The organism is Mycolicibacterium mageritense, assembly GCF_010727475.1.
GTDB lineage: Bacteria > Actinomycetota > Actinomycetes > Mycobacteriales > Mycobacteriaceae > Mycobacterium > Mycobacterium mageritense.
Genome location: NZ_AP022567.1, coordinates 769,500 through 793,995 on the forward strand (window position 1 = coordinate 769,500; position 24,496 = coordinate 793,995).

The 24,496-nt window shown below is 68.3% G+C and carries 24 protein-coding genes; 13 read left to right on the forward strand and 11 right to left on the reverse strand.

Annotation, left to right across the window (positions count from 1 at the left end):
• Positions 1 to 8 precede the first annotated feature (8 nt).
• A complete protein-coding gene (locus tag G6N67_RS03710) occupies positions 9 to 854 on the reverse strand; it encodes a TatD family hydrolase (RefSeq protein WP_036438793.1) in 846 nt (281 codons plus the stop codon).
• A gap of 25 nt (positions 855 to 879) precedes the next feature.
• Between G6N67_RS03710 and metG the strand changes: the two genes are divergently transcribed.
• The 5 genes from metG to G6N67_RS03735 all read left to right on the forward strand — a co-directional run bounded on the left by metG (position 880) and on the right by G6N67_RS03735 (position 7,296).
• Positions 880 to 2,439 carry a methionine--tRNA ligase gene (metG, locus tag G6N67_RS03715; RefSeq protein WP_036438134.1) on the forward strand — a complete coding sequence of 520 codons (1,560 nt, stop codon included), beginning with the start codon at positions 880 to 882 and terminating at the stop codon, positions 2,437 to 2,439.
• A gap of 1 nt (position 2,440) precedes the next feature.
• Positions 2,441 to 3,790: an NADP-specific glutamate dehydrogenase gene (gdhA, locus tag G6N67_RS03720; protein ID WP_036438137.1), complete on the forward strand. Its 1,350-nt coding sequence runs from the start codon at positions 2,441 to 2,443 to the stop codon at positions 3,788 to 3,790.
• A 91-nt stretch (positions 3,791 to 3,881) separates the two neighbouring features.
• Complete coding sequence (locus tag G6N67_RS03725) at positions 3,882 to 5,060, forward strand: NAD(P)/FAD-dependent oxidoreductase (RefSeq protein ID WP_036438140.1); 1,179 nt, start codon at positions 3,882 to 3,884, stop codon at positions 5,058 to 5,060.
• Positions 5,057 to 5,959, forward strand: coding sequence for an RNA polymerase sigma-70 factor (locus G6N67_RS03730; protein WP_036438143.1), 903 nt, complete (start codon positions 5,057 to 5,059; stop codon positions 5,957 to 5,959). The genes G6N67_RS03725 and G6N67_RS03730 overlap by 4 nt, the downstream gene beginning before the upstream one ends.
• Positions 5,960 to 6,048: 89 nt before the next feature.
• Positions 6,049 to 7,296, forward strand: coding sequence for an aminodeoxychorismate synthase component I (locus G6N67_RS03735; RefSeq protein ID WP_036438146.1), 1,248 nt, complete (start codon positions 6,049 to 6,051; stop codon positions 7,294 to 7,296).
• Here G6N67_RS03735 and rsmI read toward each other — a convergent pair.
• Entirely contained in the window at positions 7,252 to 8,088 is an 837-nt protein-coding gene (rsmI, locus tag G6N67_RS03740) for a 16S rRNA (cytidine(1402)-2'-O)-methyltransferase (protein ID WP_036438150.1), read from the reverse strand. The genes G6N67_RS03735 and rsmI overlap by 45 nt on opposite strands.
• Before the next feature lie 24 nt (positions 8,089 to 8,112).
• Here rsmI and G6N67_RS03745 point away from each other — a divergent pair, with 24 nt between their 5' ends.
• The gene (locus tag G6N67_RS03745; protein ID WP_036438152.1) at positions 8,113 to 9,663 is read left to right on the forward strand and encodes a dolichyl-phosphate-mannose--protein mannosyltransferase; all 1,551 of its coding nucleotides are present in this window, start codon (positions 8,113 to 8,115) and stop codon (positions 9,661 to 9,663) included.
• An 86-nt stretch (positions 9,664 to 9,749) separates the two neighbouring features.
• Here G6N67_RS03745 and arcA read toward each other — a convergent pair whose 3' ends face one another.
• Positions 9,750 to 10,958, reverse strand: coding sequence for an arginine deiminase (gene arcA, locus G6N67_RS03750; protein WP_036438155.1), 1,209 nt, complete (start codon positions 10,956 to 10,958; stop codon positions 9,750 to 9,752).
• A 37-nt stretch (positions 10,959 to 10,995) separates the two neighbouring features.
• On the opposite strand from arcA, the gene soxR reads away from it, so the two are divergent.
• Both soxR and G6N67_RS03760 read left to right on the forward strand, forming a co-directional pair.
• A complete protein-coding gene (soxR, locus tag G6N67_RS03755; RefSeq protein ID WP_036438157.1) occupies positions 10,996 to 11,427 on the forward strand; it encodes a redox-sensitive transcriptional activator SoxR in 432 nt (143 codons plus the stop codon).
• A gap of 34 nt (positions 11,428 to 11,461) precedes the next feature.
• A complete protein-coding gene (locus tag G6N67_RS03760) occupies positions 11,462 to 12,058 on the forward strand; it encodes an alpha-ketoglutarate-dependent dioxygenase AlkB (RefSeq protein ID WP_036438158.1) in 597 nt (198 codons plus the stop codon).
• Here G6N67_RS03760 and G6N67_RS03765 read toward each other — a convergent pair.
• Both G6N67_RS03765 and G6N67_RS03770 read right to left on the reverse strand, forming a co-directional pair.
• Positions 12,055 to 12,729: a DUF5642 family protein gene (locus G6N67_RS03765; RefSeq protein ID WP_036438160.1), complete on the reverse strand. Its 675-nt coding sequence runs from the start codon at positions 12,727 to 12,729 to the stop codon at positions 12,055 to 12,057. The genes G6N67_RS03760 and G6N67_RS03765 overlap by 4 nt on opposite strands.
• Before the next feature lie 28 nt (positions 12,730 to 12,757).
• A complete protein-coding gene (locus G6N67_RS03770) occupies positions 12,758 to 13,417 on the reverse strand; it encodes a DUF5642 family protein (protein WP_036438161.1) in 660 nt (219 codons plus the stop codon).
• A gap of 148 nt (positions 13,418 to 13,565) precedes the next feature.
• Here G6N67_RS03770 and G6N67_RS03775 point away from each other — a divergent pair, with 148 nt between their 5' ends.
• Positions 13,566 to 13,820, forward strand: a complete 255-nt coding sequence (locus tag G6N67_RS03775) for a hypothetical protein (RefSeq protein ID WP_229481037.1) — start codon at positions 13,566 to 13,568, stop codon at positions 13,818 to 13,820.
• Here G6N67_RS03775 and G6N67_RS03780 read toward each other — a convergent pair whose 3' ends face one another.
• Positions 13,821 to 15,191 (reverse strand): PE-PPE domain-containing protein, encoded by a 1,371-nt coding sequence (locus tag G6N67_RS03780; protein ID WP_051579072.1) that lies wholly within the window; start codon positions 15,189 to 15,191, stop codon positions 13,821 to 13,823.
• A gap of 323 nt (positions 15,192 to 15,514) precedes the next feature.
• Here G6N67_RS03780 and G6N67_RS03785 point away from each other — a divergent pair, with 323 nt between their 5' ends.
• Positions 15,515 to 16,225 carry an envelope biogenesis lipoprotein LpqN gene (locus tag G6N67_RS03785; RefSeq protein ID WP_036438162.1) on the forward strand — a complete coding sequence of 237 codons (711 nt, stop codon included), beginning with the start codon at positions 15,515 to 15,517 and terminating at the stop codon, positions 16,223 to 16,225.
• Here the strand turns inward: G6N67_RS03785 and G6N67_RS03790 are convergent.
• The 5 genes from G6N67_RS03790 to G6N67_RS03810 form a co-directional block, all read right to left on the reverse strand.
• Positions 16,215 to 18,053, reverse strand: a complete 1,839-nt coding sequence (locus G6N67_RS03790; RefSeq protein WP_036438163.1) for an ATP-binding protein — start codon at positions 18,051 to 18,053, stop codon at positions 16,215 to 16,217. The two genes, G6N67_RS03785 and G6N67_RS03790, sit on opposite strands and share 11 nt — an antisense overlap.
• Before the next feature lie 111 nt (positions 18,054 to 18,164).
• Entirely contained in the window at positions 18,165 to 18,986 is an 822-nt protein-coding gene (locus G6N67_RS03795; RefSeq protein ID WP_036438164.1) for a shikimate 5-dehydrogenase, read from the reverse strand.
• Positions 18,986 to 19,984 (reverse strand): acetyltransferase Pat, encoded by a 999-nt coding sequence (locus G6N67_RS03800; RefSeq protein WP_036438166.1) that lies wholly within the window; start codon positions 19,982 to 19,984, stop codon positions 18,986 to 18,988. The genes G6N67_RS03795 and G6N67_RS03800 overlap by 1 nt, the downstream gene beginning before the upstream one ends.
• A 51-nt stretch (positions 19,985 to 20,035) precedes the next feature.
• Complete coding sequence (locus G6N67_RS03805) at positions 20,036 to 21,493, reverse strand: catalase (protein WP_036438167.1); 1,458 nt, start codon at positions 21,491 to 21,493, stop codon at positions 20,036 to 20,038.
• Positions 21,490 to 21,918, reverse strand: coding sequence for a Fur family transcriptional regulator (locus tag G6N67_RS03810; RefSeq protein WP_036438802.1), 429 nt, complete (start codon positions 21,916 to 21,918; stop codon positions 21,490 to 21,492). The genes G6N67_RS03805 and G6N67_RS03810 overlap by 4 nt, the downstream gene beginning before the upstream one ends.
• 280 nt (positions 21,919 to 22,198) lie before the next feature.
• Between G6N67_RS03810 and G6N67_RS03815 the strand changes: the two genes are divergently transcribed.
• The 3 genes from G6N67_RS03815 to G6N67_RS03825 all read left to right on the forward strand — a co-directional run bounded on the left by G6N67_RS03815 (position 22,199) and on the right by G6N67_RS03825 (position 24,489).
• Entirely contained in the window at positions 22,199 to 22,681 is a 483-nt protein-coding gene (locus G6N67_RS03815; RefSeq protein WP_051579073.1) for a MarR family winged helix-turn-helix transcriptional regulator, read from the forward strand.
• Between the two features lie 117 nt (positions 22,682 to 22,798).
• Complete coding sequence (locus tag G6N67_RS03820) at positions 22,799 to 23,341, forward strand: Chromate resistance protein ChrB (RefSeq protein WP_036438169.1); 543 nt, start codon at positions 22,799 to 22,801, stop codon at positions 23,339 to 23,341.
• Positions 23,338 to 24,489: an MFS transporter gene (locus tag G6N67_RS03825; protein ID WP_036438170.1), complete on the forward strand. Its 1,152-nt coding sequence runs from the start codon at positions 23,338 to 23,340 to the stop codon at positions 24,487 to 24,489. The genes G6N67_RS03820 and G6N67_RS03825 overlap by 4 nt, the downstream gene beginning before the upstream one ends.
• The last annotated feature ends 7 nt before the right edge of the window (positions 24,490 to 24,496 follow it).

Genomic DNA, 24,496 nt, shown 5'->3' on the forward strand with positions numbered 1-24,496 from the left:
CCGGCAACTCACCGAGACGTCTCGGCGAGTCCGTAGACCCGCACCGCGGTCGCGGCGGTCTCAGTGGCCACATCCTGCGCAGGCCGGCCCAGCAACTCTGCCAGTGCCCGAACAGTGTATGGCAGACAATAGGGCTCATTCGGCGCGCCGCGGTACGGATGCGGCGTGAGAAACGGGGCGTCGGTCTCCACCAGCAGCTGCCCCTCCGGGATGAGGCGGGCGGCTTCCCGCAGGTCATGGGCGTTTCGGAAGCTCACAGTCCCCGAAAGGCTGAGCACCCAGCCGGCCTCGACGCAGGTCTTGGCCATCTCCGGACCCGACGAAAAACAGTGGAAGATCACAGTCGGCGGCGCCCCTTCGGCGCGCAGCACGTCCAGCACGTCGTCGTCGGCGTCGCGGTTGTGGATCATCAACGGCTTACCCGTGCGCTTGGCCAGGTCGATGTGCCAGGCGAAGGCCTCGCGCTGCTGCTCGGGTGTCGCGCAGCCGTCGAGTTTCCCGGGCCAGTACAGGTCCATGCCGGTCTCTCCGACCGCGACGACGCGCGGATGCACCGCGAGGCGTTCCAGCTCGGCGCGGGCCTCGTCGGTGAGTGCGTTGGCCCGGGTCGGATGCAACGCGACCGCGGCGTACACGCGATCGTCGGCCTCGGTGGCCGTGACGGCCCATTGCGCGGCCGCCAGATCGTCGGCGATGGTCACGACCTGCCCGACTCCCACGGCCGCGGCGCGGTCCACGATCGCCTGCACATCGGCGGCGGTTTGCGCGCCGCAAGCGTCGAGGTGGGTGTGTGCGTCGACCAGCGGCGCCAACGGCTCTGGCGCGGGCGGCTTCTCCCGGCGCTTGGAACTCACGCCCACACCTTAGAGTGATTGCCTGATGTCCGAATCACCATCCCCTGGCGCCGCTCGCCCGTTCTACGTGACCACGGCGATCGACTACCCCAACGGGGCACCACACATCGGTCACGCCTACGAGAAGACGGCGACCGATGCCGTCGCGCGGTTCAAACGCCTCGACGGCTTCGACGTGCGGTTCCTCACCGGCACCGACGTGCACGGCCAGAAGATGGCCGAGACCGCCGCGGCCGAAGGTATCGCCGTGGCCGACTTGGCGCGCCGCAACTCCGACGTGTTCGAGAGCATGCAGCGCAAGCTCGACGTGTCGTTCGACCGCTTCATCCGCACCTCCGACGCCGACCATTACGAGGCGTGCAAGGAGATCTGGCGGCGCATGCTCGACGCGGGAGACATCTACCTCGGCACCTACGCGGGCTGGTACTCGGTGCGCGACGAGCGCTTCTTCGCAGAGGACGAGACCGAGGTGCGCGACGGCGGCGCGCGGTTCGCCATCGAGACCGGCACACCCGTCACGTGGACCGAAGAACAGACCTACTTCTTCAAGCTGTCGGCCTACGCCGACCGGCTGCTCGCCCACTACCGGGCCCACCCCGAGTTCATCGGGCCCGACGTGCGGCGCAACGAGGTGGTCAGTTTCGTCTCCGGTGGTCTCAAGGATCTGTCGATCTCGCGGACCACGTTCGACTGGGGCGTGCCCGTGCCCGACCATCCCGACCACGTCATGTACGTGTGGGTCGACGCGCTCACCAACTACCTGACCGGGGTCGGCTTCCCGGACACGTCCGCCGAGGCGTTCGGCAAGTACTGGCCCGCCGATCTGCACATGATCGGCAAGGACATCATCCGGTTCCACACCGTGTACTGGCCGGCGTTCCTGATGTCTGCCGGAATCGACTTGCCGCGCAAGGTTTTCGCCCACGGCTTCATCAACGTCAAGGGCGAGAAGATGAGCAAGTCGGTGGGCAACGTCGTCGATCCGATCGCGCTCGTCGACACCTTCGGCGTCGACCAGGTGCGGTACTTCCTGCTGCGCGAGATCCCGTTCGGCCAAGACGGCAGCTACAGCGAAGAGGCCATCATCGGCCGCATCAACGCCGACCTGGCCAACGAGTTCGGCAACCTGGCGCAGCGTTCGTTGTCGATGGTCGCCAAGAATCTCGACGGCGTCGTCCCGACCCCGGGTGAGTTCAGCGACGACGACAACGCGCTACTCGAGGCGGCCGACGGCCTGTTGGAACGCGTGCGCGGCTACTTCGACGAGTTGGCGATGCACGTTGCGCTGGAAGCGATCTGGTCGGTGCTCGGCGCGGCCAACCGGTACTTCTCGGCGCAGGAACCATGGGTGCTGCGCAAGACCGACCCGGAGCGGTTCGCGACAGTGCTCTACACGACGCTGGAGACGGTGCGGATCGCGGCACTGCTCACGCAGCCGGTGATGCCGGAGTCCACGGCCCGGCTACTCGACCTGTTGGGCCAACCCGCCGACGAACGCACATTCGCCTCCGTGGGCGCCCGAATCAAACCCGGTGTCGCGCTGCCTGCGCCGACCGGGGTGTTCCCCCGCTACGAGGTGAAGTGAATTGAGTGGCCTGCACACCAAACTGCATGACATCTATGAGGAGCTGGTACGGCGCAACGCCGGTGAGACCGAGTTCCACCAAGCCGTTTACGAGGTGCTGACCAGCCTCGGGCCCGTGGTGACCAAGCACCCCGAGTACGCCGACAACGCGGTGATCCGCCGGCTGTGCGAGCCCGAACGTCAGATCATCTTCCGCGTGCCGTGGCTCGACGATTCCGGTGCGGTGCAGATCAACCGGGGCTTCCGCGTCGAATTCAACTCCGCCCTCGGGCCTTTCAAGGGCGGGCTGCGCTTCCACCCGTCGGTGTACCTCGGCATCGTGAAGTTCCTCGGCTTCGAGCAGATCTTCAAGAACTCGTTGACCGGCCTGCCGATCGGCGGCGGCAAGGGCGGTTCGGACTTCGACCCGAAGGGCCGCTCCGACAACGAGATCATGCGGTTCTGCCAGTCCTTCATGACCGAGCTGTACCGCCACATCGGCGAATACACCGATGTGCCTGCCGGCGACATCGGCGTGGGCACGCGTGAAATCGGTTTCCTGTTCGGCCAATACAAGCGGATCACCAACCGCTACGAATCCGGCGTGCTCACCGGCAAGGGGCTCACGTGGGGCGGTTCGCAGGTCCGCACCGAAGCCACCGGCTACGGCACGGTGTTCTTCGTCGACGAGATCCTGCGGGCCAACTCCGACTCTTTCGAGGGCAAGCGTGTCGTGGTGTCCGGCTCGGGCAACGTGGCGATCTACGCGATCGAGAAGGTCCACGCGCTCGGCGGCATCGTCGTGGCGTGTTCGGACTCCAGCGGATACGTGGTCGACGAGAAGGGTGTGGACCTCGACATCCTCAAGGACATCAAGGAGATCAACCGCGGGCGGATCAGCGACTACGTCGAAGCCCGCGCGGGCGCAGCGCAGTTCGTCGAGGGACGCAGCGTGTGGGAGGTGCCGTGCGACATCGCGCTGCCCTGTGCGACGCAGAACGAGGTGTCCGGTGACGACGCCACGTCGCTGATCAAGGCGGGCTGCCGCATCGTCGCCGAAGGCGCCAACATGCCGTGCACACCGGAGGCGGTCAAGCTGTTCGGAGAGGCCGGGGTGATCTTCGCGCCGGGCAAGGCCGCCAACGCGGGCGGCGTCGCCACGAGTGCGCTGGAGATGCAGCAGAACGCGTCGCGTGACTCGTGGACGTTCGAGGAGACCGAGGTCAGGCTGGCCGAGATCATGGGCCGCATCCACGATCGCTGCCTGGCCACCGCCGACGAGTACGGCCAGCCGGGCAACTACGTGGCCGGCGCCAACATCGCCGGGTTCACCCGGGTTGCCGACGCGATGGTGGCGCTGGGCCTGGTGTAGTGATCTAGGCCACATCGGCGGCGCGGGCTGTCACATATCCGGCGTGGGCGGTGTCTTGAGGGCACAAGCACCTCGAGAACAGGAGACACCAATGACCCGCACTCATATCGTCGTCATCGGCGGCGGATACGCCGGAGTGTTGGCCGCAAACCACCTGCAGGCCGGTCGCGATGTGGCGATCACGCTGGTGAACCCGAGGCCCAAGTTCGTCGAGCGGATCCGGCTGCACCAGCTGGCGGTGGGTGCCGACGATGCCACCGAGCCGTACGACACGCTGCTCGGCGACGGCGTGCGGTTGCTCGTGGACGGCGCAGAGCACATCGACGCGCAGGCCCGCCGGGTGCAGCTGACATCGGGTGGATCGCTGGACTACGACTACTTGATCTATGCGGTCGGCAGCACGGGCGGCACCCCGGCCGGTGTCGCGGGCGCGGCTGAATTCGCCTATCCGATCGCCGAATTCGAGGAAGCCGACCGGCTGCGCCAGCGCCTGCAGGACGTCCCGCTGTCCGCGCCGGTGGTCGTGGTCGGTGGCGGGCTCACCGGCATCGAGGCGGCAGGCGAGCTCGCCGAGGCAGGCCGCAACGTCACGCTGATCACCGACGTGGTCGGCGCATCGGTCGGCCCGCAGGCGCGGCGCTCGATCGTCAAGGCCCTGACCAAGCTCGACGTCAAGATCATCGACGGCCCCGAGATCCTGGTCGACGCCGTGACCGCAGATTCGGTCATCCTGGCCGACGGCAACCGGCTGCCGAGCGCCGCGACGGTGTGGACCGCCGGTTTCGGTGTGCCCGGCCTGGCCGCGGCCAGCGGGCTGACCACCGACGAGCTGGGCCGGTTGCGCACCGACGAAACCCTCACCAGCGTCGACGATCCGCGCATCGTCGCGGCCGGAGACGCGGCGTCACCGTCAGGCATCCCGCTGCGCATGAGCTGCCAGGCCGCGGGCCCACTCGGCATCCAGGCCGCCGACACCGTGCTGGCCCGCATCGCGGGTGACGAGCCCAAGAACATCAACCAGGCGTTCGCCGGGCAGTGCATCAGCATCGGCCGCAACGCTGGCACCGTGCAGCTGTGCCACTCCGACGACAGCCCGCGCCGGGTCTTCATCGGCGGACGTACCGGGGCGTTGCTCAAGGAGCAGGTGTGCCGCGCGACCCTGACGTTCATGCGCAAGGAGGGCCGCAAGCCCGGCTCGTACTTCTGGTTCAAGGGTGACAACCGGGCGCGTCAGCTCGAAGCGGCGCGGCAGGAGACACTGGTGTCATGAGCAGTGCGGGCAACTCCGGCGAGCACGCCGAACGGTTCACGCTGCTGCGGCCGCTGCTGTTCACCATTGCCTACGAAATACTGGGCACGGCAACAGAATCCGACGATGTGCTGCAGGAAAGTTACCTGCGCTGGGCCGAGGTCGACCTGGCGACGGTGACCGACACCAAGGCCTACCTGGCCAAGTTGGTCACCCGCCAGGCCCTCAACGCGCTACGGGCCGAGACCCGGCGGCGTGAGGACTACATCGGCCCGTGGCTGCCCGAACCGCTGCTGCTCGACGAGCGCGACGGCGCGGCCGACGTGGTGCTGGCCGAGTCGGTCTCGATGGCGATGCTGGTGGTGCTGGAGACGCTGAGCCCCGACGAGCGCGCGGTGTTCGTGCTGCGTGAGGTGTTCGGCTTCAGCCACGACGAAATCGCCTCGGCCATCGGCAAATCCAGTGCATCGGTGCGGCAGATGGCGCACCGCGCCCGCAACCATGTGCAGTCGCGGCGCAAGCGCTACGACCCCGTCGACCCGCAGGTGTCGACCGAGATCACGCAGCGGTTCTTCACGGCCGCGACGACCGGCGACATGACCGCGCTGCTGGAGGTGCTCGCGCCGGATGTGGTGTGGACGGCCGACAGTGACGGCAAGCGCAGCGCCGCACGCAGGCCGGTGGTCGGGGCCCAGTCGGTGGCCAAGCTGGTGATCGGCCTGATGCGGTTCGTCGGGCAAGGTGGCCGCTTCGAGCCGACGACGTACAACAACGCGCCCGCGTTCAAGCTCTACCTCGACGACAGCTTCGAGGGCGTGGTGACCGTCGAGGTCGTGGACGGCAAGATCACCCACTTCTACGCGATGCGCAACCCGGACAAGTTGACCGGCGTCGACATTCCCCGGGTGATCAGCCGCTAGTTCCTTCGCGAGCAGACAGACAAGAGCACCAATCCGGGCTGAAATCCGCGATTTTGCGTCTGCTCGCGGGAGGAAGCAAGCTTGGTGGCATGCGAATCGAGCGGCTGGGCGACCTGGGCGATCCCCCGGGTGTGCTGCGCGGTGTCGCGGCCGCAGCCGCACGGGCCGGGCTCCCGCCGCCTGCCGCGGTGATCGGCGACTGGTTCGGTTCCGGCGCGGTCATCGCGCCGTCGGTCGGCGTGCAGCCGGTCGCGCCCGAGGCGGCGTTCCCGTGGGCCCCGCGCAGCGTCGGCTCCGATGTGGTCGGCGGCGGCTGGTTCGGCTACCTGTCCTACCCCGATGCGGGTGCCGACGGCCGCGGGCCCCGCATCCCCGTGGCTGCCGGCGGCTGGTCGGACTGCGTGCTGCGCCAGGATTCCGACGGCCGGTGGTGGTACGAAAGCCTCACCGACACAACGCTTCCCGAATGGCTTTCGCCGCTTCAACCGACCACGCCCGAGCCGTACACGCTCGACTGGGTGGCACCCGACCGGGAGCACCACCGCCGCGGCGTGCTGGCCTGCCTCGACGCGATCGCCGCGGGCGAGGTGTACCAGGCCTGCGTGTGCACGCAGTTCACGGGCCACATCCAGGGTGCGCCCATCGACTTCTTCACCGAGACCGCGGCGCGCACCGCGCCGGCCCGGGCGGCGTTCCTTGCCGGCAGCTGGGGCGCGGTCGCGTCGTTGTCCCCCGAGCTGTTCCTGCGCCGGTCGGGTACCGCGGCGACGTCGAGCCCGATCAAGGGCACGCTGCCGCGCGACGCCGACCCGGCGGGCCTGCTGACGTCGGTCAAGGATGTCGCCGAGAACATCATGATCGTCGACCTGGTCCGCAATGACCTGGGCCGCGTCGCGATGACCGGGACCGTCACGGTGCCCGAACTGCTCGCGGTGCGGCCCGCGCCCGGCGTCTGGCATTTGGTGTCGACGGTCGCCGCACAGCTGCCGGTCGACCTGCCGACCGACGCGCTGCTCGACGCGACGTTCCCGCCCGCATCGGTGACCGGGACACCCAAGTGCCGGGCCAGGCAGCTGCTGCGCCAGTGGGAGCAGTCCCGACGCGGAATCTATTGCGGCACGGTCGGTTTGGCCTCGCCGATCGCGGGCTTGGAACTCAACGTGGCGATCCGCACGGTCGAGTTCGGCCCCGACGGCTCCGCGGTGCTCGGCGTGGGCGGCGGCATCACCGCGGATTCCGATCCGGACCGCGAGTGGGACGAGTGCCTGCACAAGGCCGCAAGCATCGTCGAATCATCCCCGCGCGCGCAGCACGGCGTCGTAGAGCTCGCGCCGTGACGGCGCGCCGGGGTGCTCGGCGATCACCTGCGCGCACGCGTCCTTGACCCGCGCTCCGGCGTCGACCAGCTCCTCGACCTCGGCGACCAGCGTCGGCAGATCGGCCGTCGGCGTCGCACCTGCCAGCACCACGGTGATCTCCCCGAGCACGCCGTCGGCGGCCCACCCGGCAAGCTCCGCGAGCGTGCCGCGGCGGATCTCTTCGTGGATCTTGGTGAGCTCGCGGCACACCACGACACGCCGCTGCGGCCCCAGCACGGCCACCGCGTCGCGCAGCGTCTCGGCGAGCCGGCGCGGGGACTCGAAGAACACGCACGTGCGGGTCTCGTCGGCCAGCGTCTGCAGCCAGGTGTGGCGGGCGCCCGGCTTACGCGGTGCGAAACCTTCGAAGCAAAACCGGTCCGACGCCAGACCCGACACCGCGAGCGCGGTCGTCACCGCCGACGGCCCCGGCAGACAGCTCACCGGAAGGCCTGCCTCGACGCAGGCGGTCACCAGGCGGTAGCCCGGGTCGTTGATCAACGGCATTCCGGCGTCGCTGACCACCAGCACGGTCGCGCCTGCCTTGATCTCGTCGACCAGGCCGGGCACCCGGCTCGCCTCGTTCTGGTCGAAGAAGCTCAGCACGCGACCCGATGGCGTGACCTCGAGCGACTGCGCCAGCCCGCGAACCCGCCGGGTGTCCTCGGCGGCGATGATGTCGGCGGTCCGCAGGGCGGTCACCAGCCGCGTGGACGCGTCGGTCGGCTGGCCCAGGGGTGTCGCGCCGATCAGCAGTTTGCCGGGTGTCACGCCCGACAGCCTACGATCGCTTGCGTGACCGCCACCGCCACCGCTACGCCGACGGCTGGTCGCTCGGTCCCCGTCATCAGTCCCGCACCGCTGATCCCGGTTCCCGATTTCGGGCCGGTGGACCGGCTGCAGGGCTGGGCCATGACCGCCGTCATCACCGCGCTCGCCGCAATCAGCCGGTTCCTCAACCTGGGCTCGCCGACCGACGCGGGCACCCCGATCTTCGACGAGAAGCACTACGCGCCGCAGGCCTGGCAGGCGCTCAACAACCACGGCGTCGAGGACAACCCGGGCTACGGGCTCGTGGTGCACCCCCCGGTCGGCAAGCAGTTGATCGCGATCGGTGAGGCGATCTTCGGCTACAACGGCCTGGGCTGGCGGTTCGCGGGCGCGGTGTGCGGCGTGATCATCGTGTTGCTGACCGTGCGGATCGTGCGGCGGATCAGCCGCTCGACGCTGGTCGGCGGCATCGCGGGGCTGCTGCTGATCGCCGACGGCGTGAGCTTCGTTTCGGCGCGCACCGCGCTGTTGGACGTCTTTCTCGTGGTGTTCGTGGTGGCGGCGTTCGGGGCGCTCATGGTCGACCGCGACCAGGTCCGCGAGCGCATGCACATCGCGTTCGTCGAAGGCCGCATCGCCGAAACCCCGTGGGGGCCGCGCCTCGGCGTGCGGTGGTGGCGGTTCGGCGCGGGCGTGCTGCTGGGGCTGGCGTGCGCGACCAAGTGGTCCGGGCTGTACTTCGTGCTGTTCTTCGGTGTCATGACGCTCGCGTTCGACGTCGTCGCGCGCAGGCAGTACCGCGTCCCCCGGCCGTGGGCGGGCGTGCTGCGCCGCGACCTGGGGCCTGCCGCGTACGTGTTCGGGCTGATCCCGTTCGCGGTGTACCTCGCGTCGTACGCGCCGTGGTTCGCCTCGGAGACCGGCGTGAACCGCCACGAGGTGGGCCAGTCGATCGGCCAGGACAGCATCCTGCCGCTGCCCGACGCGATCCGCTCACTGTGGCATTACACGTATGCCGCCTACCGGTTCCACTCCGGGCTCACCAACGCCGACGGCAACCACCACCCGTGGGAATCCAAACCGTGGACGTGGCCGATGTCGCTGCGACCCGTGCTCTACGCGATCGACAACCAGGACGTCGCGGGCTGCGGCGCGCAGTCGTGTGTGAAAGCCGTGATGCTGGTCGGCACGCCGACCATGTGGTTCATCGCCGTGCCGGTGCTCGGCTGGGCGCTGTGGCGGGCCGTCGTGGGCCGCGACTGGCGCTACGCGGCCGTGCTGGTCGGCTACTGCGCCGGCTTCCTGCCATGGTTCGCCGACATCGACCGGCAGATGTACTTCTTCTACGCGACGGTGATGGCGCCGTTCCTGGTCATGGCGATCGCGCTGATCCTCGGCGACATCCTGCATCAACCCCGGCAGAACCCCGAGCGACGAACGCTCGGGCTGCTGGTCGTGTGCTTCTATGTGGCGTTGGTGATCACCAACTTCGCGTGGCTGTACCCGATCCTCACGGGTCTGCCGATCTCGCAGACGACGTGGAACCTACAGATCTGGTTGCCGTCCTGGCGGTAGCTTCTGCTGGCGTGCGTTGAAATTGCGCACAGGGTCGCGATCGCGCGTTATCCACAGCCCTACGCGCAATCTCAACGCGCGAAAAGCTAGACCGGATCCCGCGCCGCCGGGCACGACATGCAGCGGGGCCCGCCACGGCCGGTGCCGAGCTCCGACGCCTCGATGGGCAACACCTCGATACCCGAATCACCCAGGCGGGCATTGGTTTCGGCGTTGCGTTCGTATGCCACCACCACGCCCGGCGCCACCGCCAGGGTGTTGTTGCCGTCGTCCCACTGCTCACGCTCGGCCGTCACGGGGTCGAGTCCGGTGTCGATCACCCGGAGCTTGTCGATGCCCATGGCTTCGGCCGCGGCCCGCACGAACGGCTTCTCGTCGTCGATCCGGACTCCGCCGGGCACGCGGTGAATCGTGAAGGCCGACAACGTGTCCACGATGTTGGGGTACATCACGACCGCGTCGACGTCGACCATGGTGCACACGGTGTCCAGGTGCATCTGCGCCCGCTCCTGCGCGATCGGCACGGCCAGCACGGTGTGCGCGAGGTCGTCGTCGAACAGGCTGCGCGCCAGCGCTTCCGCACCGGCCGGGGTGGTGCGCTCCCCCACGCCGACCGCCACCACGCCGGGCGCGAGCAACAGCACGTCGCCACCCTCGACAGGTGCCGACCGCGATTCGTAGGCCCGCCGCACGCCGAGGAACCGCGGGTGGTGGGCGTAGATCACATCGGTCAGCGACGTCTCGCGCACCCGCGCGGGCAGCGCCAGCGACGTGATGGCCACCCGCGGCCCGATCCAGAACGACGAATCGCGGGTGAACAGCAGATTCGGCAGCGGGTCGATCACGAAGTCGCCGCCGTGGTGCATGAGGCGCACCAACGACAACTCGGCGCCGCTGAACGGCAACTCGTTGAACGTCATGCCCGCCATCAGGACATGCGCCAGCGCAGCCGGCTCGAGCGTGCGCAGATACGCCGAAAGCTCGTGCGCCAGCGGCACACCCAGGCGTCGTGAGTCGACGGCTGCGGAGATGCCGTGCATACGTGCCGCACCGCTGTGCGCCAGCGCCTCGGTGAGCAGATCACCCAGCAGCAGCACCTCGACGCCGCGCGAGACGAGCAGCGCCGCGAAGGCGTCGTGCTCCTGCTGGGCCTTGGCGACCCACGGCAGGCCGTCGAACAACAGCGCGTCGTTGTTCTGGGGTGTCAGCCGCTGCAACTCGGGGCCGGGGCGGTGCAGGATGACCGACCGCAGCCTGCCGACCTCGGAATCGGACCCCAACACCACATCAGTCACACGTCAAACGTTAACCCTCAAGTAGGGTTTAGGTGTCATGGATTTGCACGAACTGACTCCCGGCGAACTGTCGACCCGCAGCGGTGTCGCGGTGTCAGCGCTGCACTTCTACGAGCGCGAAGGCCTCATCGTCAGCAGGCGCACGTCGGGCAACCAGCGCCGCTACGCGCGCGAGACGCTGCGCCGCGTCGCCTTCATCCGGATGTCGCAGCGGCTCGGCATCCCGCTGGCCCGCATCCGCGAGGCACTCGCGACGCTGCCCACCGACCGGGTTCCGACGAGCAAGGACTGGGCCAAGCTCTCGGCGGGCTGGCGCCAGGATCTCGACGACCGCATCCTGCACCTACAACGGTTGCGCGACAACCTGACCGGGTGCATCGGCTGCGGGTGCCTGAGCCTGAAAACCTGCCAGCTGACCAACCCCGGTGACATCCTCGCCGATCAGGGGCCGGGCGCCAGTCGCCTCTAACGCCATCGAACGTCTGTGCGATAGACTCGCGCGCATGGAGCTGGCTCTGCAGGGCTCGCTGTTCGACCACGCCGAACGCCGGCGGCTCGGCAACGGTGCCTGGGTCGAGATGCGTTCCGGATGGCTGGACGACGCCGACTCGCTGTTCGAGGAGTTGATGGACGCCATCCCCTGGCGCGCCGAACAGCGCGAGATGTACGACCGCGTGGTCGACGTGCCGCGGCTCGTGAGCTTCCACCACCTAGTCAACGAACCGGTGCCGCACCCGCGGCTCAAGCAGATCCGCCGCAGGCTCAACGACACCTACGGCGGTGAGCTCGGCGAGCAGTTCACCACCGCCGGGCTGTGCCTGTACCGCGACGGCAACGACAGTGTGGCCTGGCACGGCGACACGATCGGCCGCAGCCGTACACAAGACACCATGGTCGCGATCGTCGGCCTCGGCGCGACAAGGGTTTTCGCGCTACGCCCGCGCGGCGGCGGGCACGCTATCCGGCTGCAGCACCGCCATGGCGACCTATTGGTGATGGGCGGATCCTGCCAGCGCACGTGGGAGCATTCGATCCCGAAGACCAGCCGCTTGATCGGGCCGCGGATCAGCATCCAGTTCCGGCCGCACGACGTGCGTTAGCCGCGCACTGCCGCCACTGCCGCGGTCAGCAGGTCGCGGGCCCGTTGCGTGTCGACGGGCGCGAGCGGCTTGTTGGGCACCACCAGCGGATTGGCCGTGACGATCACCATGAACGGCCCGAAACTGGCCACGTAGTTGTAGAGCTCACCGGTGCGGGCGCGGCCCTGAACCGCTGCCTGCACGACACGGTGAGTGCCCACGGTGCGGGCCCCGTCGATCTGCGGCGCCTCGACCACGTCGACCTGCCCCCGCGAGCCCGGCCCGGCGAACTTGACCTGCTTGCACGCATCACCCGGATCGTTCATCGGGATCGGTTCCGAGGTCTCGACGGCCAGCACGATGAACCGGTTGCCCGCACCCTCGGCGGCGGTCGCGGCCATGTTGCCCTTCAAACCCGCCGGCAGGGACTGGCCTTCGGCGAACTTCGCGCAGTCGGCGGGTTCGAATTTCATGCCGGGCGGCATTTTCTGCGGGGCCAGCATCTTGGGGTCGATCCCGGTGGGGGCGACCTCGCTGACCTTGAACTCGGGCCCGAAACTCGACTTCAACTTGGTGACGTTGGCGATGTTCGCGTTCGCGAACTCCGTGGCGTCCGATTGGCTGCAGCCCACCAGTGCGGTGACGCAGGCGCCCGTCGACAGCACGGCGAGTGCCAGTTTCCGGTTCAGCATCGCGGTAAATGTACCTGCCGGGGCCCGCTCAGCCGCGCAACGCCGACACGGTTTTGACCAACAGATCGGCCGCGACGTCGGCGCCGAGCGCCGGGTTGGGCGATCCAGGGTCGGTGACGACGGTGACGTAGCAGTGATAGTCGCCCAGGTCGGCCGTGAATGTGTCGGCGTGCGTATGGGTTTCGGTGCCGCCTTCGACGACCGTGGTGAGCTCTGCGGCCATGCCGGTGGTGATCGCCGCGTCGATCGCGGGCGCGTCGAGGGCCGTCACCTCGCCCGAGGTGCGGCCGCCGTTGATCGACCACTGCCCGCACTGCCCGGCCAGCGCGGAATCGGGTGGTGCGGTCACGCGCGCGACGGCCGCGTACACGATGCCGCCGGGGCCCGACGCCGACCACCCCCGCGACGTCGCCGGGTCCACGCCGGGAGCCGCCAACTCCGCGCACTGTTCAGGCTCGGCGACCCATTCGGATCTCAATCCCCACAGCGATATCGGTGTGGCGCGTTGGTCGAGAACGCCGGACTCGTACCCCGCGGGCAGGTCATGGCGCACGCGGTCGATCCTGGCCGGGTTGATGGTTGCTGCGGCGGGTGTGGTCGTCGACTGCGTGGTGGGGGCCTGCGCGGGCTGCGACCCACATGCCACCGCGCACACCGCAACGCACGCACCCACCGCGATTCCGCGCACGCCGCGTTGATACCACAGCCGATGTTTGCTGTCGAGTGATTTTGCGCGCCGCGCGGCAGTGGAATTTACCGGTGCTACCGCGGGTTCTGGGTACTGGGCGCCGACGCGGCGGCCACAGGTATGCGGAGGGCACGCAATCGTGTACGGATTGGCAGTTGGACTGGGCTGGACTGCACTGACCGGAGGTGCGCTCTCGGCACTCACGCTGGGGATGCCCGCGGCGTCGTCCGCTGCGCCCAACGGTGTCGGCTCGGCCCTGGACACCGTCATCGAACTACAGCGCATGGGCTACCACGTGGTGCTGGACCGCCAGGGCCCGGCTCCGCTGGACCGGTGCACGGTGGATTCGGTGCGCCCCGTACCGGTCGACAGCCAGACGGTGCTCCTCACCGCGCGATGCTGACTACGCCGAGTCTGCCGGTGCGCTCTCGGTGTCGCCGGCCTCTGGTTTGTCGTTTTGTTCCGTCAGGCCGTCCACGAGCCGCTTGAGCGGCCGATCGCCGGGCTTGGGCAACTTGGGAAGTTTGGGCAATTTGGGCACACCCATCGAGATCGGGTTGCGCACCTTGGGCCGCAAGGGCTTTGGCTTGACTGCGGGCTTGTCCTCGACCGGGGGCTCGTCGAGCGTCTTGGCCTCGGGCTCGTCCTGCGTCTCGGCGAGTGTCGAGGTGACGGGCGGGTCGGCCGTCGACGCCGCCGGGTTGCCCAACGGGATGAAGCCGGCGGGCAGGCCTTCCAGATCCTCGTCCTCACCGCCGACCCCGAACGGTCCCGACGGCTGCGTACCGAGCGGCCGGCCGAGATCGCTTGCCTCCAAACCGTCGTCGATACCCACGGGGATCGACGCGGCGAAATTCGTCGCGACCGACACCGGGTTGATCACGGGGATGAGGTACGCAGGCGTCGGCGCACCCGGATCGATGTCGCGGCGGTACGCGGTTTCGATGAGCACGCGCGTCGGCTCGTCGACCACGAGCAGCACGGCCCTGGGCACCCCGGCCGATTCGAGCGGCATGAGCAGCGGCACGATGTCGGTCTCGATGACGTAGTAGTCGGTGTCACCGGTCGAACCCACCGGGGTCAGCGTCGGGTTGTCCAGATTCGGATAGGTGCCGTGCAGCAGCGCGATACCCGCGACGGCGTTGGCATCGGCAAGGACGTTGGCCGGATAGATCGGGAAGTCCGACCATCCGTCGTGCACGAAGGTGATGCTCTTGGTCTCGAATTGGCCGTTCTCGCTGTCGGTTCGGGTCGCACCGTCGAACGTCACGCCGAGGATCGGGATGGCCCAGCCGCCGAACCGCGCCAGGATGCCGCCGTTGCCCTTGTTGACGTCGGAGATGAGCACGAACGTGATGTCGCGGCTGTAGTCGCCCTCGGCGATGAGTTTGTCCTTCTCGGCCGACGCGATCCTGGTGCTGGCCGAGTAGCCGACGATGACGAGTTCGCCGTCGGTGGTGTCCATCTCGTGTTCCAGATCGTCGACGCCCTCGGCCGTGGACTGGTCGAACGTCAGGGTGCCGTTGTTGGGCCAGAACTCTTCGGGCGTGTGGATCCCGCGGCGCACGCCCGTGAAGCTCGCGTCGTAGTAGTTGTCGATCTGGCTGTCGACGTACTCGGTACTCGGATCCGGATTGGTGTTGCCACCCATCACCAGTGCGGTGACCACGGCGGACAGTTGCACGATCGACGACATCGAGCCGGCCACCCCGAGCACGACCACGCCGACGAGTGCGAGCAACATCGCTGACGGCGAACGCCCTCCACGGCTCATAGCACCCTCCCTCCCGTGCACACCAGCTCCCCGGCAAACGATGCGCCGCCCCGGTGATGCTCCAGGCAACCACCGGGGCAGGCGTTACCGCAGGATTTTGCACTGCTTCGCACATACCGGTGGCAAATCCGCGCGCACCGTTTCGGCGATCGTTCACTTTGCAATGATCAGTTGTTGCCGATGCAAGAAATCCGGTTCTGGCAAACACCGCAGCGCCGTTCCAATCCGATTCCAATCACAGACCGCTACGGTGCGTGCCGATTTCGCCTTGGCCGGAGAGTTTGCCGACCACAGGCCGAGACGAACAACCGATGGGAGACCCGATGAACAAGCCACTGCGGGCGTTCGGCATCGCGATTGCCGCCGTCACACTCTCACTGACGCTGGCGGGCTGCGGATCCGATTCGAAGACCAAGGAATCCACCACCACGTCGTCCAGCGAGACGAGCGAGACGACGACCACCAAGAAGAAGAACACCTCGACCGAGACCTCGCCCCCACAGGCGTCGGGGCCCAACTACACGATCGTGGACTACATCCGCGACAACGGCATCGTCGAAACCCCGGTGCACCGCGGCGATCCCGGCACGCCGACGCTGAACCTGCCCATCCCGCAGGGCTGGGAGGACGCCGAGGACAGGAAGCCGGAATGGGCCTGGGGCGCAATCGTTTCCACTGACCCTGCATTCGAAGCGGACCCGCCGTCGGTCATCGCGCTGATGTCGAAACTCACGGGCAACGTCGACCCGGCGAAGATCCTGGAATACGCGCCGAACGAGATCAAGAACCTGCCCGGCTACGAGAGCCAGGGTGAAGGCAGCGCCAGCACGCTCGGCGGCTTCGACGCCTACCAGATCGGTGCGGTCTACGTCCGCGACGGCGCGCGGCGCGTCATCGCCCAGAAGACCGTGGTGATCCCCGGCCAGGACGGCCTGTACGTGCTGCAGCTCAACGCCGACGGCCTGGAGGATCAGCTGGGCCCGTTGATGGATGCGACGTCCGTGATCGACGAGCAGACCACCATCACGCCATGACCGGACTGACAGAAGGGGCGGCGGAGTGCGTCGCCCCTGCGTCGGGTTCCGCGACCGCCAGCGCACCCCGTAGCCGGGCCCGCGTCGGGCCGTCGAGCTGACCGAGCACCGCATCGCGCACCAGAGCACAGCTGAACCGGCACATCCCGGGCCCGTCCACGCGGATCAGGCCCGCCGTGAGCGCCGGTTCCAACGCCGCGCCGCCGCCCACGCCTGCCGCAGCCAGCCGCGCGGTGTCGAATTGCACGCCCGTCAGCGCAGCGCCCAAAACCGCGGTGCGCGTCGCCTTCGGCAATGCCGCCATGCGGCGTCGCAGTACGCCCGACACCGGGTCGGGGACCAGGCCAGCGGGCACGCATCGGGTGGTGGCGTCGAGCCGGCCCGCATCGCTCAACTGCCGAGTCAATTCCCTGATGTAGAACGGGTTTCCATCCGTGCGGGCCCGTATCGCGGCGACCAGATCGGGCGACGGGAGACAGCCGGCCACCGATTCGATCAGCGCCGCCGCACCGTCACGGTCGAGGCCACGCAGCGCGACCGTGGTGACGTCGCAGCGGCTCAGCAACCGGTCAAAGGTTCTGGCCCGCACGGGACGTCCCGCACCGCCGTCCTGCCAGGTGGCCAGCACCAGCAGAGGCCTGCGGTGGATCGTCACCGTGAGGAACTCCAGCACGTCGTGCGTGAACCGGTCGGCCTCGTGCAGATCGTCGAGCACCACGATGGCGGGCCAGCGGGTGGCAGACTCCGCGACCGCGGTCGCGGTCGCGGCCGCCAGTTCACGTCCGGATCCCTCATCGCCGGGTTCGGTCGCACCGACCAGGCCCCGCAGCACCTGCGTCCACGCCCACGACTGCGGCGTCCTGGTGCCACTGGGGTGCCCGGCCCACACCGCAGCCATGCCCAAGTCCTCTGCCATGTCGGCGATCTCGGCGGCCAGGGCCGTCTTGCCCGCGCCGTGATCGCCTGTCACGACGACAACCCCGCCGCGTCCTTCACTCGCCATCCGCAGCGCACGGTGCCCGACCAGCAGTTCGCGGGATCGGCCGAGCAGGCGACTGGGCCGGGGCGTGGCGTCCACCGAACGATGCCACCGCAACTCGGTCGACTCACCGCGGATCTCGTCGGCCAGCCGCTCCAACTCGAGACTCGGCCGCACCCCGAGCTCACGTTCCAGCAGGGTGCGGACGCGCCCGTAGGCGTGTAGCGCATCGGCCCGGCGCCCGGACCGGTACATCGCCAACATCATTTGGGCCCAGAGCTTTTCCCGCAGGGGGTGCGCGGCCACTTCGGTCTCCAGCGCCGCGATCAACTCCCAACTGCGGCCCATCCCCAACTGGGCGTCGAAACGGGTTTCCAGGGCGTCGGCACGCAGGGCCTCCAAACGGTGCATCTCGTAGTGCACGAACGGCTGGTCCCGGAAATCGGCCAGCGGCACGCCGCGCCACAACCGCAGTGACCGTTCCACCGTGCGCGCCGCGGCCACGTGGTCGCCGGCGTCCAGCAGGCGCCGGCTGTCCGCCACGAGGGTCTCGAATTCCCGGATGTCCAACCGGTCCGTGCCCAGGTTCAACCGGTAGCCGCTGCGGTCGGTCACGACGCGCTGCCCGCCCAGCAGGCGGCGCAGGTTGGCGATGTAGGCGCGCAGCGACGCGATCGGCTTGGCCGGCGGGGCATCTGCCCACACCATCTCGACCAGGGTGTCGGTCGCGACCGTTCGCCCCGCGGCGAGCAGCAACGCGGCCAGCACACCACGTTGCCGGAGGCCACCGAGGGTGACCTCGGTGTCGTCATGGATCACCGTCATCGGACCGAGTAGCTGGTAGTGCATCGGACTCCGATCGGTCAGGACGACACCTGCCGGCCCCGTCCATGAGAATTCCAACCAGAATCCAACATCTTCCGGCTACTTTGCGCAGCGCAATGCCGCAGGTAGCTCAGTTCAGGATCGCGAGAACGCCGAGGCCGCGGCCACCTGCTCCGCCGACGGCCGCACACCGGTGTAGCGCTCGAACTGTTCGGCGGCTTGCAGGGCGATCACCTCGGCGCCCGTGATCACCGGGTGGCCGGCGGCCCTGGCCGCCACGATCAGCGGGGTTTCGGCAGGCATCGCCACGACGTCGAACACCGTGTCGGCCGCGTCGACGGTGTCCGGTTCGAACGACGTGCTGTCGGCCTCCGGCCCGCCTGCCATGCCGATCGGGGTGACGTTGACGATCACCGCCGCGGTGCGGTCACCCACCTCGGGCGCATAGTCGTAACCGAGCCGCTCGGCGAGCGCGGCACCCGTCGCGTGATTGCGCGCGACGATGGTGCCGCTGCGAAAACCGTTGTCCCGGAAGGCGGCAGCCACAGCGGCCGCCATGCCTCCACTGCCGCGGATCAGCAGCGAGGCGGTGGGTTCCAAGCCGTTCTGCTCGATCAGGCTCTGCACCGCGCTGTAATCGGTGTTGGACGCCGTCAGGTGCCCGTCGTCGTTGACGATCGTGTTGACCGCGTCGATCGCCCGGGCCGACGGCTCGATGACGTCCACGAGTGCCATGACGTCTTGCTTGAACGGCATCGACACCGAGCAGCCGCGGATCCCCAGCGCCCGCACACCGCCGATGGCGGCCGCGATATCCGTTGTGGTGAAAGCCTTGTAGATGAAATCGAGGCCGAGCTCGTCGTACAGATAGTTGTGGAACCGCGTGCCGATGTTGCTCGGCCTGGCCGCCAGCGAGATGCAGAGCTTGGTGTCCTTGTTCAGTGGTGGCCTGCCCATCAACTCACCGCCCTGATGACCTGCCGCGTGGTATCGCGGATCTGCGTGATGATCTCGTCGGACAAGCCGAGATCCTCGACCGGCGGCACCGGCACCGTGGTCGTCACGACGTTGAGATCGTCACGTTCCCAATGTGCGCCGAAGTGGTCGAGAATCTTGCGCATCGCATAGTTGTCGCTCAGGACGCGGGCCGTGAAGAACTCGATACCGGCGTAGTGCGCCGACACCACCAGCGCGCTCATCAGGAAACTGCCGATGCCGCGCCCCTGGTAGTCGTCGCCGACCGTGAAGGCCACCTCGGCCGTCGTCGAGTTGTGGCCCTCACGCACGTAGCGCGCGTCGGCCACCACGGGCCCGACGTCGCCCTCGGTCATCACCCAGACGAAGTGGTCGTCGTAATCGACCTCGAACAGGTACTCCAACAGTGCCTTGGTCGGTTTACGCACGGACTGGAAACGGCGGTACAGCGTTTCGCTGGAGAATTCGACAGGACCGTTGAGCGTGCGCTCGACGTCACCGGGCAGCACGGGCCGCAGATAGAACCAGTCGTCGTTGCGGACCTGGATCGGGATGGGCGTGATGAACGCCGCGAGCCGTTGGCGCGCGATCCGCACCAACCGGTCGAACATGCCCGGCAGGTGCAGGATGAGCTCGAACGCGTCGCGGTCACCGATCCAGCCCCGCATGGGCTCGGTCGCGGTCACGGTCTTGGTGCGCGCGGTGTCGCGCAGCAGCGCGATCTCGCCGATGATCAATCCGGGTTCGATGTCGATCACGATCGGCTCACCGTCGGGAACCTCGTGATGAACCTGCGCGCGGCCGGACGCGACGAGAAAGAACGACACCGCAGGCTCGCCTTGGCGGATCAGAACTTCGCCGGGCGCGACCGACAGCGGGCGCATCAGGGCCGCCAACGGTTTCAGGGCTGACGGCCGGTATCCGGTGAAGAACTCCAGGGCAGCCAGGTCTTCGGCCCGGACCTCGGTCAGTTCGGCCACGCTCCCCAGGCTACGACGAGTCACCTCGTCGAGTGGAGGCTTGGCGAATCCTCAGGCCTCCCCAGTGACCGTCTTCTCGATACGTGCACCGAGGTCGGCATCGATGTTTCGCCAGTACAGCAGCGCCCGGTCGAGGACTTCCCCCGTGACATCGCGCAGCGCACCGGAGACCTGCGCCACGGCGGCGGCGCGCTGAGCGTCGTCCCACACTTCGCGCACGAGCGTTCCGGGCTGGACGAAGTCGTCGTCCTCGGAGTGCAACGAGTACGCCGAGCGGAGCAACTCCCCGTCGGCCTCCCAGCCGTTGTCGGCCGGCCCGGTCTCGTCGGACCACGGCCTGCCTGTGCTGTTGGGCGCGTACACCGCGGCCGCACCGGAGTGGTGATAGGCCATCTGCCCGTCGAACATGTAGGTGTTGACCGGCACGCCGTCGCGGGGCTGATTGACCGGAAGCTGGTGGAAATTGGTGCCGATCCGGTTGCGCTGGGCATCGGCGTAGGCGAACGCGCGGCCCAACAGCATCTTGTCCGGGGACAGCCCAGTGCCAGGCACGGTGTTGCCCGGCGAGAACGCGGCCTGCTCGATCTGGGCGAAGAAGTTCTCCGGGTTGCGGTTGAGCATGTAGGTGCCGACGGGGATCAGCGGGTAGTCGGCGTGCGGCCACACCTTCGTCAGGTCGAACGGATTGAACCGGTAATCGGCGGCCTCCGCGTACGGCATCACCTGCACCGAGAGCCGCCAGCTCGGGTGCTCGCCGCGCGCGATGGCGTCGAACAGGTCTCGGCGGTGGTAGTCCGCATCCTCGCCCGCTACGGCCGCCGCCTCCTCATTGGTGAAGAACTCCAGGCCTTGATGGGTGTGGAAGTGGTACTTCACCCAGAATTTTTCGCCGGCCGCATTGACCCACATGTAGGTGTGCGATCCGTACCCGTTCATGTGTCGCCACGTCCGCGGCAGCCCGCGCCGGCCCATCACATACGTAACCTGGTGTGCCGATTCGGGATTCAGGGTCCAGAAGTCCCATTGCATCTGGGCCGAGCGCAGCCCGGAATCGGGCAGCCGCTTCTGGCTGCGGATGAAGTGCGGGAACTTGATGGGATCACGCAGGAAGAAGACCGGCGTGTTGTTGCCGACGATGTCGTAGTTGCCTTCGGACGTGTAGAACTTCATCGCGTAGCCACGCACGTCGCGCCAGGTGTCCGGGCTGCCCTGCTCGCCCGCGACGGTCGAGAACCGCACCAGCAGGTCCGTGGTGGTGCCCTTCTGGAACAGTGCCGCCTTGGTGAACTGCGAAACGTCCTCGGTGACGGTGAGTACGCCAAAAGCACCGGAGCCCTTGGCATGTGGGCTGCGTTCGGGCACCCGTTCGCGGTTGAAGTGGGCCATCTGTTCCAGGAAGTGCACGTCGTGCAAGACGATCGGGCCGTCTGCGCCGACGGTCAGCGAATTGCGGTCGCTTGCGGCGCGCGCACCGGTGCCGGTGGTCGAACCGGGTGTCGAGCTGGTCATGCGGATCTCCAATCGGTTGGGCTGTTTCTGACCTGGCAGTCGGGGCAGATGCCCCAGAACGTCACTTCTGCCTCGTCGATGAGGTAGCCGACGCCGTCACCTGCCGGAGCGGAGTGCAGGCACGGCGCCGCGCCTGCGACGCATCCGATGTCGGCGATCGCACCGCACGACCGGCACACCGCGTGGTGATGGTTGTCGCCGGTTTGAAGTTCGAACCTCGCGGGTGAACCGGCCACCTCGACGCAACGCAGCAGGCCGACCTGTGTCAGCACATGCACCGCGTCGTACACCGCCTGGGTGGACAGTGCGCCGAGCCGGCCGCGGGCACCGGCGGCGATCTCCGCGACATCGGCGTGTGGGTGGTCGCGAACCTCGGCCAGCACGGCGAGCCGGGGCCGGGTCACTCGCAAACCCGCCGCCCGCATCTCGTCATGCCAACGCTTCACACCGTCGACCGCCTTTCCGGTCACCCCTCCATAGTCTTGCATAATGCAAGACTTGAGTTAGGCAATACCTGTGAAAAGTGACTGCCGCTGGCCTGTCCCGGTGAGGACGCTGCGCGGCCGCAACCACTACGGCAGCGGCGATTTGCCCCTGGCCCGCAATCGACCACTCAGCAATGGCAACAAGTACCGCTTGCAAGGAAGACTCGCGGGACAACGCCGAGCAGGGTGCATCCGGCCGCTCGCGTGGGATACTGCAGTGATGGCCCGCGGACAACTTGAGGTGACGAAGACGCCGGTCGACGAATTGGTCGCCTTTGAAACGGCGACCCGCGACCTCGTCGGAGTGGCGCTGCGCAGCGTCGAGCAACTCGAAGTGTCACTGCCGCAGTTCCGGCTGCTGTTGGCACTTCAGGAAATGGGCCGATCGACCTCGACGGACTGCGCGAAGGCGCTCGGGGTGGTCGGCTCGTCGGTGACACGCCTGGCCGATCGGCTGCATGCCTCCGGACATCTGGTGCGTGGTTCGGATCCGTCGAACCGCAGCATCGTCACACTTGAGCTCACGCCGCAGGGGCGCAAGCTCGTCAAACAGGTCAGCACGCGCCGGCGTCGTGAACTGAGCCGCGTACTCGACCGCATCGACCCGGCCGACCGCGCCGCATGCGCCGCCGTGCTGCGCACGCTGCATGAGCGCTTCGGCGACGGCTACGCCGAGGATCTCTACAACCCGATGCCGCTGTAGTCGCCCCACCCGAAATAGTCGCAGCGCGAAGGCTTTTGCGACCGCAGCGTGGCGTTTGGTGGGCGACGGCGGCCTTTCGGCCCGACAGCGGAAGTAACGGTTGTTACACTCGCAGCTGTGTCAAGCACGTTGCGCTGGCTGCTGCTGTGGGTGCGGCTGCCCGCCGAGCCATCGCGGCACCGGGTCGCAGTGTGGCGCGAGCTGCGCCGCACCGGCGCGGTGCCGCTCGGCCAGGGGTCGTGGGCGGTGCCCGACGCCACGGCGTTCACCGAGGGCATCGACCGCGCGGTCGCGATGGCCGAACGCGGCGACGGTGAGGTCGTGGTGCTGTCTGCCACAGGCCGTTCCGAACGCGACGAATCACGGCTCATCCAACTGTTCACCGATGAGCGCGAACAGGAGTGGACGGAGTTCATCGGGGACTGCGCCAAGTTCGACGCCGAGATCGACAAGGAGATCGGCCAGGCCAAGTTCACGGTGGCCGAACTCGAGGAAGAGGAACAGAGCCTGGAGCGGCTGCGCCGCTGGCACCGCACCATCAAGACGCGTGACCTGTTCGGTGCGCCGTCCGCGACCGAGGCCGAGCGACAACTCAAACACTGCCAGGAACGGCTCGCCGACTACACCGAGCGCGTGTTCGCCGCGCTGCACCAGACATGACGCGCCGCCAGTACTGGCCGCTGTACGCCGCCGGCTTCGTCACGGCCTTCGGAGCGCACTCCATCGCGGCCAACCTCGGCACCTACGGCCGCGAACAGCAGGCGAGCCTGTTGACCATCGGGCTGCTGCTGGCGGTCTACGACGGTGCCGAAGTGATCCTCAAACCCGTGTTCGGCGCGCTCGTCGACCGCATCGGCCCGCGCCCAGTGCTGATCGGCGGCCTGATCGGATTCGCCGCAGCCTCAGCCGCTTTCGTCGCCGCGGGCGATCCTGGCCTGCTCGGCGTCGCGCGGTTCGGGCAGGGCGCGGCCGCCGCGGCGTTCTCCCCCGCGGCCTCGACCCTTGTCGCGCGGCTCACGCCCGCGGGTGGCCACGGCCGTCGGTTCGGCAGCTACGGCGCCTGGAAAGGCCTGGGCTACACGCTCGGTCCGCTGCTGGGCGGTGCGCTCGTCGTACTCGGCGGGTTCACGCTGTTGTTCACCACACTGTGCGGACTGGCGGTCGTCATCGCGATCTGGTCGATGTGCGTCGTGCCCAAGGTGCCCGCGTTGCCCAGACGCCGCTCGACCGTCGTCGACCTGGCGCGGCGCCTCAAGCGCCGCGAGTTCGTGGTTCCGACGCTCGTGCTCGCGGCCTCGACCGCCGCGCTGTCCGTCGGTGTCGGGTTCCTGCCCATCCTCGCGTCCGAAGCCGGCACCAACGCATTCGTCAGTGGTGCCATCGTATCGGCGTTGGCGGCGTGCGCCGCGCTGGCCCAGCCGTGGGCCGGGCGTGCCCTCGATGCCCGACGGTTGACCTATCGGGCCGGCGCCACCATCGGACTTTCGTTGTGTGCCGCCGGATTTGCCGTCGCCGCAGCGGTCGCCGGTCCCGCGGGACTGCTCGTAGGCGCGATCGCGATCGGGGCGGGCGCCGGCATGGTGACCCCGCTGGGGTTCGCGGCTTTGGCGGGCGCGACACCCGCCGAACGGCTCGGCGAGACGATGGGCTCGGCCGAGGTCGGTCGCGAGCTCGGGGACGCCGGCGGCCCGCTAGTGGTCGGCGTGATCGCCGCCGCGGCCACCCTCGGCACGGGCCTCGTCGGCGCGGCGATCGCGCTGGGTGTGGCGGCCGCAGCCGTACCGGCGGGGTTCCGCCGCCGGGTTTAGGCTTTTG

Excerpts from the sequence above, each read along its gene's own strand:
- G6N67_RS03805 (WP_036438167.1), bottom strand. The coding sequence starts at position 21,493 with ATGACCAGCTCGACACCCGGTTCGACCACCGGCACCGGTGCGCGCGCC.
- G6N67_RS03825 (WP_036438170.1), top strand. The coding sequence starts at position 23,338 with ATGACGCGCCGCCAGTACTGGCCGCTGTACGCCGCCGGCTTCGTCACG.
- G6N67_RS03810 (WP_036438802.1), bottom strand. The coding sequence starts at position 21,918 with ATGCGGGCGGCGGGTTTGCGAGTGACCCGGCCCCGGCTCGCCGTGCTG.
- metG (WP_036438134.1), top strand. The coding sequence starts at position 880 with ATGTCCGAATCACCATCCCCTGGCGCCGCTCGCCCGTTCTACGTGACC.
- G6N67_RS03765 (WP_036438160.1), bottom strand. The coding sequence starts at position 12,729 with ATGCTGAACCGGAAACTGGCACTCGCCGTGCTGTCGACGGGCGCCTGC.
- G6N67_RS03730 (WP_036438143.1), top strand. The coding sequence starts at position 5,057 with ATGAGCAGTGCGGGCAACTCCGGCGAGCACGCCGAACGGTTCACGCTG.
- G6N67_RS03725 (WP_036438140.1), top strand. The coding sequence starts at position 3,882 with ATGACCCGCACTCATATCGTCGTCATCGGCGGCGGATACGCCGGAGTG.
- G6N67_RS03795 (WP_036438164.1), bottom strand. The coding sequence starts at position 18,986 with ATGGGCAGGCCACCACTGAACAAGGACACCAAGCTCTGCATCTCGCTG.
- G6N67_RS03785 (WP_036438162.1), top strand. The coding sequence starts at position 15,515 with ATGAACAAGCCACTGCGGGCGTTCGGCATCGCGATTGCCGCCGTCACA.
- G6N67_RS03815 (WP_051579073.1), top strand. The coding sequence starts at position 22,199 with ATGGCCCGCGGACAACTTGAGGTGACGAAGACGCCGGTCGACGAATTG.
- soxR (WP_036438157.1), top strand. The coding sequence starts at position 10,996 with ATGGATTTGCACGAACTGACTCCCGGCGAACTGTCGACCCGCAGCGGT.
- G6N67_RS03760 (WP_036438158.1), top strand. The coding sequence starts at position 11,462 with ATGGAGCTGGCTCTGCAGGGCTCGCTGTTCGACCACGCCGAACGCCGG.
- G6N67_RS03780 (WP_051579072.1), bottom strand. The coding sequence starts at position 15,191 with ATGAGCCGTGGAGGGCGTTCGCCGTCAGCGATGTTGCTCGCACTCGTC.
- G6N67_RS03735 (WP_036438146.1), top strand. The coding sequence starts at position 6,049 with ATGCGAATCGAGCGGCTGGGCGACCTGGGCGATCCCCCGGGTGTGCTG.
- G6N67_RS03790 (WP_036438163.1), bottom strand. The coding sequence starts at position 18,053 with ATGCACTACCAGCTACTCGGTCCGATGACGGTGATCCATGACGACACC.